The 13322-nt window shown below is 55.1% G+C and carries 11 protein-coding genes; 6 read left to right on the forward strand and 5 right to left on the reverse strand.

Features of this window, described 5'->3' with window-relative positions; translation table 11 throughout:
* The first annotated feature begins 23 nt into the window (after positions 1 to 23).
* On the forward strand, positions 24 to 1463 hold the full coding sequence (gene aldA, locus CWM66_RS12695) for an aldehyde dehydrogenase (protein ID WP_090396772.1): 1440 nt from the start codon (positions 24 to 26) through the stop codon (positions 1461 to 1463).
* Positions 1464 to 1497: 34 nt separating this feature from the next.
* Here aldA and CWM66_RS12700 read toward each other — a convergent pair whose 3' ends face one another.
* Both CWM66_RS12700 and gap read right to left on the reverse strand, forming a co-directional pair.
* On the reverse strand, positions 1498 to 2424 hold the full coding sequence (locus CWM66_RS12700; protein WP_090396775.1) for an alpha/beta hydrolase: 927 nt from the start codon (positions 2422 to 2424) through the stop codon (positions 1498 to 1500).
* Between the two features lie 89 nt (positions 2425 to 2513).
* Positions 2514 to 3515: a type I glyceraldehyde-3-phosphate dehydrogenase gene (gene gap, locus CWM66_RS12705; RefSeq protein WP_007372003.1), complete on the reverse strand. Its 1002-nt coding sequence runs from the start codon at positions 3513 to 3515 to the stop codon at positions 2514 to 2516.
* A gap of 187 nt (positions 3516 to 3702) precedes the next feature.
* Between gap and cybB the strand changes: the two genes are divergently transcribed.
* Complete coding sequence (gene cybB / locus CWM66_RS12710) at positions 3703 to 4233, forward strand: cytochrome b561 (RefSeq protein ID WP_107146723.1); 531 nt, start codon at positions 3703 to 3705, stop codon at positions 4231 to 4233.
* A 220-nt stretch (positions 4234 to 4453) separates the two neighbouring features.
* Positions 4454 to 5779: an MFS transporter gene (locus tag CWM66_RS12715; protein WP_007372005.1), complete on the forward strand. Its 1326-nt coding sequence runs from the start codon at positions 4454 to 4456 to the stop codon at positions 5777 to 5779.
* Positions 5780 to 5903: 124 nt separating this feature from the next.
* Here the strand turns inward: CWM66_RS12715 and CWM66_RS12720 are convergent, their stop codons facing one another.
* Positions 5904 to 6245 (reverse strand): hypothetical protein, encoded by a 342-nt coding sequence (locus CWM66_RS12720; protein WP_007372006.1) that lies wholly within the window; start codon positions 6243 to 6245, stop codon positions 5904 to 5906.
* A gap of 460 nt (positions 6246 to 6705) precedes the next feature.
* On the opposite strand from CWM66_RS12720, the gene CWM66_RS12725 reads away from it, so the two are divergent.
* From CWM66_RS12725 to CWM66_RS12735, 3 genes are all read left to right on the forward strand, one after another.
* Positions 6706 to 6981, forward strand: a complete 276-nt coding sequence (locus CWM66_RS12725; RefSeq protein ID WP_007372007.1) for a metal/formaldehyde-sensitive transcriptional repressor — start codon at positions 6706 to 6708, stop codon at positions 6979 to 6981.
* Positions 6982 to 7013: 32 nt separating this feature from the next.
* Complete coding sequence (locus CWM66_RS12730) at positions 7014 to 8132, forward strand: S-(hydroxymethyl)glutathione dehydrogenase/class III alcohol dehydrogenase (protein WP_007372008.1); 1119 nt, start codon at positions 7014 to 7016, stop codon at positions 8130 to 8132.
* Positions 8133 to 8285: 153 nt separating this feature from the next.
* Positions 8286 to 9971: a methyl-accepting chemotaxis protein gene (locus tag CWM66_RS12735; RefSeq protein WP_007372009.1), complete on the forward strand. Its 1686-nt coding sequence runs from the start codon at positions 8286 to 8288 to the stop codon at positions 9969 to 9971.
* A gap of 57 nt (positions 9972 to 10028) precedes the next feature.
* Here the strand turns inward: CWM66_RS12735 and CWM66_RS12740 are convergent, their stop codons facing one another.
* Positions 10029 to 10721: a DUF2076 domain-containing protein gene (locus tag CWM66_RS12740; protein ID WP_035885588.1), complete on the reverse strand. Its 693-nt coding sequence runs from the start codon at positions 10719 to 10721 to the stop codon at positions 10029 to 10031.
* Between the two features lie 182 nt (positions 10722 to 10903).
* Positions 10904 to 13282, reverse strand: coding sequence for a membrane-bound PQQ-dependent dehydrogenase, glucose/quinate/shikimate family (locus CWM66_RS12745; RefSeq protein WP_107146724.1), 2379 nt, complete (start codon positions 13280 to 13282; stop codon positions 10904 to 10906).
* Between the last annotated feature and the right edge of the window lie 40 nt (positions 13283 to 13322).

Below are 13322 nucleotides of genomic sequence, written 5' to 3' on the forward strand. Positions count from 1 at the left end.
CAATGTCATTACAGGAGCAGGTCATGACAGCACCCGTGCAACACCCGATGTTTATCGATGGTCAATTCATCAGCTGGCAGGGCGACAACTGGCTCGATGTCGTCAATCCGGCGACGGAAGAGATTCTGGCGCGCATTCCTGATGGCACAGCGGAAGATGCGCGTAAAGCGATTGCGGCGGCGGAACGCGCCCAGCCCGCCTGGGAAGCTTTGCCAGCAATAGAACGCGCAGGCTGGTTACGCAAAATCGCCGCGGGCATTCGCGAGAAAGCGCATGAAATCAGCGCATTAATTGTGGCTGAGGGCGGCAAAATTCAGCAACTGGCTGAAGTGGAAGTCTCTTTTACCGCCGACTACATCGACTATATGGCCGAATGGGCGCGCCGCTATGAAGGAGAGATCCTGCAAAGCGACCGGCCGAATGAAAATATCTTTATCTTTAAGCGCGCCCTTGGCGTGACCACCGGCATTTTGCCGTGGAATTTCCCGTTCTTCCTGATTGCCCGCAAAATGGCGCCAGCGCTGATTACCGGCAACACCATTGTGATTAAACCCAGCGAATTCACGCCGAACAATGCCGTCGCGTTTGCCAAAATCGTGCATGATGTCGGATTGCCAAAAGGGGTTTTTAACCTGGTATTAGGGCGTGGCGAAACGGTCGGCCAGGAGCTGGCAGCCAACCCGAAAGTGGCGATGGTCAGCATGACTGGCAGCGTTGGCGCAGGCGAGAAAATCATGGCGGCGGCAGCGAAAAATATCACCAAAGTGTGCCTCGAACTCGGCGGGAAAGCGCCAGCCATTGTGCTGGACGATGCGGATCTTGAGCTGGCGGTGAAAGCGATTGTTGATTCCCGCATCATCAACAGCGGGCAGGTGTGCAACTGCGCCGAGCGGGTTTATGTGCAGAAGGGCATTTACGACCGTTTCGTTAACCGTCTTGGGGAAGCGATGAAAGCGGTGCAGTTCGGCGATCCGGCGCAGCGTAACGACATTGCCATGGGGCCGCTCATCAACGCCGCTGCACTGGAACGTGTGGAACAGAAAGTGGCGCGCGCGGTGGCGGAAGGTGCGCGCGTGGTGCTGGGTGGTAAAGCGCCGGAAGGGAAAGGCTATTTCTATCCGCCAACGCTGCTGCTGGATGTCCGCCAGGAAATGGCGATCATGCACGAAGAGACCTTTGGCCCGGTGCTGCCGGTGGTGGCATTCGACACGCTCGATGACGCGCTGGCGATGGCCAATGACAGCGATTACGGCCTGACATCTTCCGTCTATACCAACGATCTGAATGCGGCGATGAAGGCCGTGCGCGGGCTGAAATTTGGCGAAACGTATATTAACCGTGAAAACTTTGAAGCAATGCAGGGTTTCCACGCCGGATGGCGCAAGTCCGGGATCGGCGGGGCGGATGGGCGTCACGGCCTGAACGAATATCTGCAAACCCAGATGGTGTATCTGCAATCCTGATAATGTATCGCCCCCGCCAGGCGCGGGGGCGCGTTTACACTTTGGTCGCTATCCATGCCATCATCAGCTCCGGCCAGACGGCGGCCGGCAACCCCAGCGCATCACGAATACCAAAACCGTGTTTCCCCTGCTCAAACAGATGCATCTCTACCGGTACGCCAAGACGGCGCAGCGCGGTAAACATCACCAGGCTGTTCTCCACTTTCACCGCTGGATCGTCCACCGCATGCAGCAGGAAAACCGGCGGTGTTTCGCTGTTAACATTCTGTTCGGGGGAATAATGACGTACCTGTTCGTCAGTCGGTGACTCGCCAAGCAGTTGCTGGCGGGAAATCGGGTGATCGATTTCAGCTTGCATGGTGATAACCGGGTAAACCAGCGCCATAAACGCCGGGCGCGCGCTCTGGCGGTCGATGTCGTCAGACGACGGGTAAACCACTTCGTCATAGCGTGTGCCGAGGCTGGCCGCGACATGGCCGCCAGCGGAAAAGCCCATCACGCCGAGCTTTGCGGGATCCAGCCGCCACTCCCCGGCGCGGGCGCGGATCGTGCGCATGGCGCGCTGTATATCCGCCAGCGGCGCATCCGCGCCTTCTGCATGCTGATCTGCCGGAAGCCGGTAGGTCATCACAAACAGGGTGTAGCCTTTGGCATTGAAACAGGGAGCCAGCGCGCTGCCTTCTTTATCCAGAACCACCCGACGGTAAGAACCGCCAGGCGTGATAAGAATCCCAACGCCGTTGGGGTTTTGCGGGGCGTAAACGGTGATTTCCGGGGAGCGAACGCCGGTGACTGAGCGGTCAAAGGGGGTTGGGCCGGTGTGAAACGTTTCGAGCTGAAAACGCACCGGGCTGGCGGCGGCGCCTGGCGCTTCTCCCTGCGGCCAGACGGGAAACGTACTGGCGTGCTGCACTGCGACATTCATCAACGTCAATAAATCTTCCGGGCTGATATTTCTCATGTCTCGCCTCGCCTGATGGCGCTTGCGCTTATCCGGCCTGCAATTAGCGCAGGCCGGGTAAACGTTGCCTCATCCGGCCTATGTGAACGTTAAAGCGCGCGGTATTTTTCCAGTACGCGCACGAGCTGGGTGACAAAACCGTACTCGTTATCGTACCAGGAGACGGTTTTCACCAGTTGCAGATCGCCCACTTCGGTGATTTCTGTCTGCGTGGCATCGAACACCGAACCAAAGTGGCTGCCAATAACATCGGACGAAACAATCTCTTCATCGGTATAGCCGAAGGATTCATTATTTTCAGTGGCTTTTTTCAGCGCCTGGTGGATCTCATCGACGGTGACTTTCTTCTCCAGAACCGATACCAGTTCGGTTACCGAGCCGGTTTTCACCGGAACGCGCTGCGCGTGGCCTTTCAGTTTGCCGCTCAGCGCCGGGATCACCAGGCCGATCGCTTTTGCCGCACCGGTGGTGTGCGGGATGATGTTTTCCGCTGCTGCGCGCGAGGCCCGTAGATCTTTACCGCGCGGCCCATCGACCAGCGCCTGCGTGCCGGTATAGGCGTGAATGGTGGTCATGGTCCCGGCTTTGATGCCGAAATTGTCCTGTAGCGCTTTGGCCATCGGCGCGAGGCAGTTGGTGGTGCAGGAGGCGACCGAAATAATGGTGTCTTCAGCATTAATGGTTTCATCATTGACGTTAAAGACCACGGTTTTCATCTCACCGGCAGGCGCGGAGATGAGCACTTTTTTCGCACCGGCTTCCAGATGCGCCTGTGATTTTTCAGCCGAGGTATAGAAGCCAGTACATTCAACGATGATCTCGGCACCGGCGCTGCGCCACGGGATATGTTTCGCCTCTTTCTCGGCATAGACAGTGATGCTTTTACCGTTGACGATCAGCGAATCTTCGGTGAAATCCACACTCCAGCCGAATGGGCCGTAGTTAGAATCATGCTTCAATAAGTAGGCCAGCACTTTGGGTGAGGTGAGATCGTTAATTGCGACAACTTCCGCGCTGCTGTTGGTTTCCAGCAGACGACGCAGTACCAGGCGTCCAATACGCCCGAATCCATTGATGCCAATTTTGCTCATAATTCACTCCGCTTTTTAGGTCATGATCACGTTATTACACTCCTCAGTGATAGCCTGGTGGGGATTGTTGGGCAAATGAATAGCGGGTAATGAAGAGTAAGTGACTGAATAATGAACAGGAAAAGTTAATGAATTTTTAAGGAAATACGGCTATGTTGGCGTTCTGTTATTTTTTCAGGATCGCCTTATGCGCAGTAAATATTCTTCCGTGCAAATCACCCTTCACTGGTTGGTGTTTCTGTTAATCGTAACCGCTTATAGCGCCATGGAGTTTCGCGGATTTGCGCCGCGTAGCTACCGCCCGTGGTTTAACATGGTGCATGTCTCCTGCGGTATTTCTATTCTTGTTCTCATGGTCGCTCGTTTGCTGGCGCGGCTAAAAAACCCGACGCCGCCGATTGTGCCCAAACCCTCGCCAATGATGACCGGGCTGGCGCATCTGGGCCATCTGGTCATTTATCTGCTGTTTATCGTTCTGCCTGTTATTGGCCTGCTAATGATGTACAACCGGGGCGGGCCATGGATCGCGTTCGGCATGGTGATGCCGTATGCGTCAGAGGCTAACTTTGATCTGGTGGATACGCTGAAGGAGTACCACGAATTTCTGGCTAATCTGGGCTATTTTGTTATTGGCCTGCATGCCGCGGCGGCGCTGGCGCATCATTACTACTATAAAGACAATACGCTGTTGCGGATGATGCCGAAAAAACGCAACTAATGGTTATCTGCCCGATAGTGCTAAACTTATCGGGTTAAAACAACGTATTTCGCCCCGCGATGCGGGGCTTTTTTATGGCGTAAAATGTGATCCTGCCTGGTTTTTCGCCGAGAAAAGCAGGGCGGAAATCACATTTTACGCCATCTGTGCTGTGCTGAATTCGTACAAGCCGTGTAGATAGTATATCTATTATAGAAACACTTTGATAAGTGGAGGGGATATGACACAGCCTGTACAGGACTCTTTCGATCGCGCGACCGAACAGGAGCAGGTGGCCGGATCGCGTAAATTACGCAAAGTGCTACTCGCCACCGGGATCGGCCATTTTGTGGAATGGTTTGATTTCGGCTTGTACGGCACGCTGGCCGCGATTATCGGGCTGCAATTTTTCCAGTCCGGCAATCCGAGCGTTGCGTTGCTCTCATCATTCGCGGTATTTGGCGCGGGCTTTATTATGCGCCCGCTGGGCGGATTATTCTTCGGCTCGCTGGGCGATCGCAAAGGGCGGCAGAAAGTACTGGCGACTGTGATCCTGCTGACTTCCGGGGCGACATTCGTGATGGGTTTGTTGCCCACTTATCACCAGGTGGGGATCACCGCCACTGTGCTGCTGGTGATCACGCGCCTGGTGCAGGGCTTTGCCGCCGGGGGCGAAAGCTCCGGGGCCACAACTTACCTGGCGGAATACGCCCCGACAGAACGCCGTGGTTATTTTACCTGCTGGATCGATAACTTTGGCTTTATGGCGTTCGTGGTCGGTTCCGGGCTGGTTTTTCTGCTGACCGCAACACTTGGCGAAAGCACAATGAACGACTGGGGCTGGCGTATCCCATTCCTGATCGCCGGGCCGCTGGGCTGGGTGGGGCTGTATCTGCGAAAACATCTGGAAGATTCGCCGGAATTTATTGCCGCCATGAAGAGCGGTCAGACATCCAGTGCGCCGCTGCGCAAAGCGGTGACCACCGCCTGGGGCGCGTTGCTGTTCTGCGTGGGTTTTGTGGTGATCAAGGCCGTCGGGCACTGGACGCTGCAAACGTTCATGCCGAGTTATCTGGCGACCGAGCTGCATTTTTCCAAACTCAATGCCTATGCCATCACGACTATCGGGCTCTTTTCCGTCGCGGTTCTGGTGCCGTTTATGGGCTATCTGTCGGATAAATATGGTCGCAAGCCGTTGATGCTGACGGGCTGCGCCGGGTTTATCCTGCTCAGTTATCCGGCAATGATGGTGATGGCGAACGGGGACGTGCTGTCGGCGGTGCTGGCGATGGTGATGCTCGGCGCATTTATTGCCGCCTTCGACGGTGCCTGTACGGCGGCGATGGCGGAACTGTTTCCGACCAGCGTGCGCTACGGCGGCTTGTCTATTGCTTATAACTTTGCGGTCGCGTTTTTCGGCGGGATCACCCCGTGGTTTTCGGCGTGGCTGATCACCAGCACCGGCGATAAATTCTCACCAGCTTTTTACGTAATGGCCGCTGCGCTGATTACCTTCCTTACTGTGCTGCGCGCCCGGGAAACGGCCGGGTTGCCGCTGAAACGTTGAATGTCGCCCCGGTGAGATCTTCCACCGGGGTTTTTATACATGCGTGGTTGAATATGATGGGCGTAGCAGTTCGCGCCCCATCAACATTATTCGATTGCAGGGTAATAATTAAATTAATAAATAATCACTTGATCATTTTTATACCGTAGGGGCAAAGATCGAATTCACAGGTTTTTTGATGTTCACACGTTCTTAACGAAATATCCTCATTGCCCGGACAGTGACAGCCTTTTTTTAGTGTTTGCCAGACGGCGGGAAAAAAGGGCAGGGTATGAATAATGTTAAAGTCACATGTTTTTCCATTGACGGTGAGGTGTTCCTTGTACGTATGTAATATGTTATCAGGGCGTAAAAAATAATTACCTTTATACCAGACAATGACCGCCAGCTCTGGTGTGTTGCGGGCCAGGGCGAAAGCGGTTTTGGTCGTTGGTGATACCAGCATTTCCGTAATATTCCAGCGCATAGCTGCTCCTTGCGGCTAATTTAATCTCCTGAATAAGAAAAATCTTAACAAATAAGTAAGTGAGAACCTAACCCAATTAATATATTTAATTTAAATAGCTAAAGCTGGGATATATTTAATAAGCTTTACAATGGATCTTGATACAAAACAAAGTTGAGAGGGTTTTGATTGTTGTCTTGCGAGTTATTCAAGCAGCGAGAATTAATTACATTCTGATATTGTTGCGTGGTTAATTAAAACTCACGAAAAGATAACAAATTACGAACAGTATTGGGCTTTATATAATATATTTGAAAGGTCGTTTTAGTATATTTATTAAGTTATATACCGGGTTGCTAATCGATCCCCACACCCATTTTTATACTTTCCCGGCGGCCTTCCTGTACCCGTACAAAACTTACCGTTTACTGCGGATGATGTTCTTATGTACCATACCCCCCTATAGTATGCAGGAGGTTACATGCCCCATTCACCAGAAGACAAGAAACGCGTTTTGACGCGAGTGCGCCGCATCCGTGGTCAGGTTGATGCGCTGGAACGTGCGCTGGAAAGCGGCGAGCCCTGCATCGCCATTTTGCAGCAAATTGCCGCCGTGCGCGGCGCAGCTAACGGCCTGATGGGCGAAATGGTTGAAATTCACCTGAAAGATGAGCTGGTCAACGGCGACACCACTGCGGAGCAGCGTGCGGTTCGCATGGCAGAAGTCGGTCATCTTTTGCGCTCTTATCTAAAATAAGCATCAAGGTATTCACAAAAAGGAAGAGACATATGAAATCACGTGCAGCCGTTGCCTTCGGGCCGGGTCAACCTCTTAAAATCGTCGAAATCGACGTTGCGCCGCCGAAAAAGGGCGAAGTGCTGGTCCGTATCACGCATACCGGGGTGTGTCATACCGACGCGTTTACGCTCTCCGGTGACGATCCGGAAGGGGTATTCCCGGCGGTGCTCGGCCATGAAGGCGGCGGGATTGTGGTTGAAGTCGGCGAAGGCGTGACCAGCCTGAAACCGGGCGACCACGTTATTCCGCTGTACACCGCAGAATGTGGTGAATGTAAGTTCTGTAAATCCGGTAAAACCAACCTCTGCCAGGCCGTACGCGCCACACAGGGGAAAGGTCTGATGCCGGATGGTACCACCCGTTTCTCTTACAACGGCGAGCCGATTTTCCACTATATGGGTACCAGCACCTTCAGCGAATACACCGTCTGCGCGGAAATCTCGCTGGCAAAAGTGAACGAGCAGGCGCCGCTGGATAAAGTTTGTCTGCTCGGCTGCGGTGTTACCACCGGTATCGGCGCGGTGCACAACACGGCGAAAGTGAAAGAGGGCGATACCGTGGCGATCTTCGGTCTCGGCGGTATCGGTCTGGCGGCGATTCAGGGCGCGGTTCAGGCGAAGGCCGGGCGGATTCTGGCTATCGATACCAACCCGGATAAATTCGCGCTGGCGAAAGAGATGGGTGCAACCGACTTTATCAACCCGAAAGATCACGACCGTCCGATTCAGGATGTGATTGTCGAGATGACCGACGGCGGCGTTGATTTCAGCTTTGAATGTATCGGTAACGTCAACGTTATGCGTTCTGCGCTTGAGTGCTGCCATAAAGGCTGGGGCGAAAGCGTGATCATCGGTGTCGCGGGCGCGGGCCAGGAGATCAGCACCCGTCCGTTCCAGCTGGTGACCGGTCGCGTATGGCGCGGTTCCGCGTTTGGCGGCGTGAAAGGCCGCAGCCAGTTGCCGGGCATGGTGGAAGATGCGATGGCGGGCAAAATCCGCCTCGATCCGTTCATCACCCATCGCATGCCGCTGGAGCAGATCAACGACGCGTTTGATCTGATGCACGAAGGTAAATCTATCCGTACCGTTATCCATTTCGGCGATAATTAATCCTGCTTCACGCCAGCGGTGTAACCGCTGGCGCTACCAATGTCCAAATCTGTGACCGCTGTTACGATTTTCTCCATAAGAAAAATCCAATTATTGCCGATGCATATATATCATCGTGATGAATGCATTAGACAAATATGAGAGTCGATAGCCATGGATAACAAAGCAGCAATGCAAAGCATTGGATTTATGCACAATATTCGATTGGTTCCCCTGTTTTCCTCCATTCTCAGCGGTATTCTGGTGCTGTTTGCGCTCAGCTCCGGCCTGGCAGGATATTTTATGATGCAAGCGGATCGCGATCAGCGTGATGTGACGCAGGAAATCCAGGTTCGCATGGGATTATCTAACAGTTCTAACAACTTACGTACAGCTCGTCTTAATCTGATCCATGCCGGCGCGGCAAGCCGTATCGCCGAAATGGACGACATGAAAAATAACGTCGCGCAAGCGGAAAAACGTATTCAACAATCGCAGGATGGTTTCAAGGTCTATATGGCGCGCGAAGTTAAAACGCCTGAGGACGTTGCGCTGGATGACGATCTGACTCGCCTGTTTAATGCCTACATCGCAGGCATGCAGCCGATGCTGAAATACGCGAAAAACGGCATGTTTGAAGCCATCATCAACCATGAAAGCGAACAGGCGCGCCAGCTTGATGCCGCGTATAACACCGTGCTGCTGAAAGCGATTAAGATCCGCACCGATCGCGCAGAACATCTGACAGAGCTGGCGCACAGCCGTACGCAATTAGGGCTTACTTTTATGGCCGCTGCCTTCGCCTTTGCACTGGTGTTGACAGTCATCACCTTCATCGTACTGCGCCGCGTGGTGATCAACCCGCTGCAACGTGCGGCGCAGCGTATCGCGCGCATTGCCTCCGGTGATTTGACCGTTGAGGATGAACCGACTGGCCGCAGTGAGATTGGCCGTCTGAGCAGTGATTTGCAGGCGATGCAGCATTCGCTGGTTACCACCGTCGCTACGGTTCGCCAGGGCGCGGAAGAGATCTATAGAGGAACCAGTGAAATCTCCGCCGGTAATACCGATCTCTCTTCGCGTACCGAGCAACAGGCGGCGGCAATTGAAGAAACGGCTGCCAGCATGGAACAACTGACCGCGACGGTGAAACAGAACGCTGACAACGCACACCATGCCAGTGGTCTGGCGCGTGACGCCTCCGGCAAAGCGACCAAAGGCGGGCAAATTGTCTCCGGCGTGGTGCAGACGATGGGCAACATCACCACCAGTTCACGCAAAATCTCTGAAATTACTGCGGTGATCAACAGCATTGCCTTCCAGACCAATATCCTGGCGCTCAACGCCGCCGTAGAAGCGGCGCGTGCCGGTGAACAGGGCCGCGGCTTTGCCGTGGTGGCCAGCGAAGTGCGTACGCTGGCGAGCCGCAGTGCGCAGGCGGCAAAAGAGATCGAAGCGCTGATCAGTGAATCCGTCAGCCTGATTGAGCAAGGTTCCGGTGAAGTGGTTTCTGCTGGCGAAACGATGGATGAGATCGTGACGGCGGTGAAACGCGTAACCGATATCATGCTGGAAATTGCAGCGGCATCCGATGAGCAGAGCAAAGGTATCACCCAGGTGAGCCAGGCGATCACGGAAATGGACAACGTAACGCAACAAAACGCCTCGCTGGTAGAAGAAGCGTCCGCCGCAGCCGCTTCGCTGGAAGAGCAGGCCGCGCGTCTGACCGAAGCGGTAGGCGCTTTCCGCCTGACCGGTGCTGCGCCGCAGCGCCAGAACAGCACATCTTCGCCAACGGCAAAACCGTTTAAACCGCAGCGCCCTGCGCTGGCAAACGGCGATAACTGGGAAACCTTCTGATAATCCGCAAAAGAAAAGAGGCCGTAAGGCCTCTTTTTCTATCCAGCGCTAACGTCGTTATATAAAGCTGTCGTCATCATTGCTGTAGTCGTTGTCATCAAAATCATCGTTCTGCCAGGCGTCGTTATTATTGCCGAACTGATCGTCCTGGTTGAGGAAGCGGGTGTCAGAGACGTTATTAAAGTCGCCGTATTGATTGGCGGTAAACGGATCACCACCGGCGGGTGTTGCCGGTTCTTCGATGATATTCACGATCTCTTCCGGCCGCGATTGATGGAACATACTGGTCAGCATCTCGGCCAGCACGACGCCACCGGCCACGCCAGCGGCAGTTTGCAGCGCGCCAGCCATAAAACCGCCGCTGCGGGGAGCCGGGGCCGAAGCCGGCGCTGCCGCCCGTGAATAATCCTGTGCCGGTGGTTGTTGCGGCTGGGCATTCCAGCTATTGGCCGGCTGCGGGTTGCTTTTCCCGCCGCCAAACAGGCCGCCGAGGAAACTGCCACCCGTCGAGGGTTTGCTTTTTTGCGCGGCTAATTCGCTTTCAAGCTCCTGAACCCGCGCTTGCAGGCGTTTCAGCGCCGCTTCCTGAATCAAAATCGATTGCGCCATATAGTAGGGGGCTGCAGGCTGCTGTCTGACGAATTCCGCGATCTGACGCTCGGCATCTGCATCCCGTTGACTGTTTTGTTGTCCGGTCTGTTTCAGACGTTCGAAAAGGCCGTTGATAAGCTGCTGTTCTTCATATTGCATGACAATAACCTTCCGCTCTCCAGGGTGGATACTATGTAGTTTATCAGCGGCGGCAATCTGTGTCTGGCGAGTGAAATGTTTGTTTAAGATTGGTTGCAGGTTGGCTGAAACTCGCCCTGCTTTCGGGGGCCGCGGACGAAAAAAAAGCCCGCATCAGCAGGCTTTTTTATCACCATCACAACTTATTGCTTATCGGGAAGCGCATAAGCAATCACGTAGTCACCGCGATCCGGTGACTGACGTGCACCGCCCGCATTGATAATGATGTATTGCTTACCGGTTTTCGGCGACACATAGGTCATCGGGCCGGACTGGCTACCCACCGGCAGGCGGTCTTTCCAGATCTCTTTCCCGGTGGCGGTATCAAACGCGCGCAGGTAGAAATCCTGAGTACCGGCAAAGAACAGCAGGCCGGACTGGGTGGAAAGTGACGCGCCCAGCGTCGGCATACCGATTGGAATTGGCATATGCATGCGGATACCCAGTGGGCCGGTATCCTCTACGGTACCGACCGGAACCTGCCACACCAGTTTCCCGGTGGAGAGATCGACTGCAGACATCGTGCCGAAAGGCGGCTGCTGGCACGGAATACCCAGCGGCGAGAGGAAGCGCTCGCGCATCGCGCCAAACGGCGTACCGTCCATCGGCACAATCCCCATCTCAATACCGCTGGCGTTTTTCGCGACGTTTGCACGCGGCACCATATAGTTCGCCAGCCCCAGACGCATATCGTTAACAAACATCAGGTTATGGTTCGGGTCGAGCGACACGCTGCCCCAGTTCATTCCGCCCAGTGAGCCAGGGAATTGCAGGGAACGATCGAGACCCGGCGGAGTAAAGACACCCTGGTGGCGCATCGATTTAAAGGCGATACGGCACAACAGCAGGTCGATCGGCGTCGCACCCCACATATCAGACTCTTTCAGCGTCTGGTTGCCAATCATCGGCATACCAACCGAGTAAGGCTGCGTGGGTGAATAACGCTCGCCCTGCACGTTGCCCGCCGGAACCGGACGCTCTTCCACTTTCGCCACCGGCTCGCCGGTTTCACGGTTGAGCATAAAGATCATGCCCTGTTTACTGGTCTGCACCAGTACCGGCGTGGTGTGGCCTTTGCCATCCGGCAGGTCGAACAGCGCGGGTTGTGAAGGCAGGTCGAAGTCCCACAAATCGTGGTGTGTGGTCTGATAGTGCCAGCGCACTTTTCCTGTGGTGGCATCTACAGCAACCACTGAAGAGCTGTATTTATCGTCCAGCGCGGTACGTTCACCGGCCCAGAAATCCGGGGTGGCGTTGCCGGTTGGCAGATAGATCAGGTTCAGTTTGGCGTCATACGACATCGCAGACCAGACGTTCGGCGTACCGCGTGTATAAGTCTGGCCTTCCGGCGGCAGTCCGGTGATCGCCGGGTTGCCCGGATCCCACGCCCACGCCAGTTTACCGCTGTGAACGTCGTACGCACGAACAACGCCCGGCGGTTCGCCTGTGGAGAAGTTATCCGCCACGCGACCGCCGACCACCACCACATTCCCGGCGACCAGTGGCGTCGAGGTTTGCTGGTAGTAACCCGGTTTGATTTCGCCCATGCCAACGCCCAGATCGACCACACCGTGGTCGCCGAAGTCATCACAGACTTTGCCGTTATCGGCATTAATCGCAATCAGGCGTGCATCGGTGGTGGGCAGGAACAGACGACGCGGGCAGGCAGCAGGCGAGGTGCTCTGTGCCGCAGCCTGCGCCTGGCTGTCTTCGTAATAGCCCAGGCCGCGGCAGCGTTGCCAGTTTGGCGCAGTAGCTTTCGAATCGTAGCGCCATTTCTCTTTGCCTGAATCCACATCCAGCGCCAGCACTTTACTGTACGGCGTACAGACATATAGCGTGTCGCCAATTTGTAGCGGCGTATTCTGATCTTCCGCGCCAGAACCGTTGCTCTGCGGGATATCTCCCGTGTGTGCGACCCAGGCGACTTTCAACTGGTTAACGTTTTGCTTGTTAATCTGATCCAGCGCGGCGAAGCGATCGCCGTGGGTGGTGTTGCCCCAGTGTTTCCAGTCCTGCTGCGCCGTCCCGGCGGCAACAGGTTTCACCGGAACTGCTTCCGTTGGCGCGATCACATTCCATGTTTTGAACATGCCGCCTGCGCTAACCAGCAGCAGCACCGCCAGTACGCCTGCCAGGCTGAATGAGGATTTACGCAGCGGCGTCGCACGTTGTTGCGCACGCAGCAGCGGCCACAGCAGTGCAGCCAGCAAGGCCAGCACGCCGAAAGTAAACAGGCGCGAGAACAGCGGCCAGAATGACCAGCCAGCGTCGCTGACTGCCCAGAAAAGAGAAACGATAAATGCCAGTGCGTAGAGCAGAATACCGCTGGGGCGGTTTTTGATAATCAAACCTGCCGCCACCACCATCACGATGCCCATGATGAGGAAGTAGGGACTGCCGCCGACGGCGACAAGTTTATAACCGAGAATGCCAATCGCCAGACCGATAACCATCATCAGTACGGCCAGTAACCACTTCAGGACGCTTACCATCCCGCGTGGCGTATTACCAGGTGCCATGTTTTTCTCCTGAAACCCATTCGTGTGCGGAACGGCAAAC

It is taken from the genome of Kosakonia sp. H7A (genome assembly GCF_003028445.1).
GTDB classification, from domain to species: Bacteria; Pseudomonadota; Gammaproteobacteria; order Enterobacterales; family Enterobacteriaceae; genus Kosakonia; species Kosakonia radicincitans.

Excerpts from the sequence above, each read along its gene's own strand:
- aldA (WP_090396772.1), top strand. The coding sequence starts at position 24 with ATGACAGCACCCGTGCAACACCCGATGTTTATCGATGGTCAATTCATC.
- CWM66_RS12730 (WP_007372008.1), top strand. The coding sequence starts at position 7,014 with ATGAAATCACGTGCAGCCGTTGCCTTCGGGCCGGGTCAACCTCTTAAA.
- CWM66_RS12725 (WP_007372007.1), top strand. The coding sequence starts at position 6,706 with ATGCCCCATTCACCAGAAGACAAGAAACGCGTTTTGACGCGAGTGCGC.
- CWM66_RS12740 (WP_035885588.1), bottom strand. The coding sequence starts at position 10,721 with ATGCAATATGAAGAACAGCAGCTTATCAACGGCCTTTTCGAACGTCTG.
- CWM66_RS12735 (WP_007372009.1), top strand. The coding sequence starts at position 8,286 with ATGGATAACAAAGCAGCAATGCAAAGCATTGGATTTATGCACAATATT.
- gap (WP_007372003.1), bottom strand. The coding sequence starts at position 3,515 with ATGAGCAAAATTGGCATCAATGGATTCGGGCGTATTGGACGCCTGGTA.
- CWM66_RS12720 (WP_007372006.1), bottom strand. The coding sequence starts at position 6,245 with ATGCGCTGGAATATTACGGAAATGCTGGTATCACCAACGACCAAAACC.
- CWM66_RS12700 (WP_090396775.1), bottom strand. The coding sequence starts at position 2,424 with ATGAGAAATATCAGCCCGGAAGATTTATTGACGTTGATGAATGTCGCA.
- CWM66_RS12745 (WP_107146724.1), bottom strand. The coding sequence starts at position 13,282 with ATGGCACCTGGTAATACGCCACGCGGGATGGTAAGCGTCCTGAAGTGG.
- cybB (WP_107146723.1), top strand. The coding sequence starts at position 3,703 with ATGCGCAGTAAATATTCTTCCGTGCAAATCACCCTTCACTGGTTGGTG.
- CWM66_RS12715 (WP_007372005.1), top strand. The coding sequence starts at position 4,454 with ATGACACAGCCTGTACAGGACTCTTTCGATCGCGCGACCGAACAGGAG.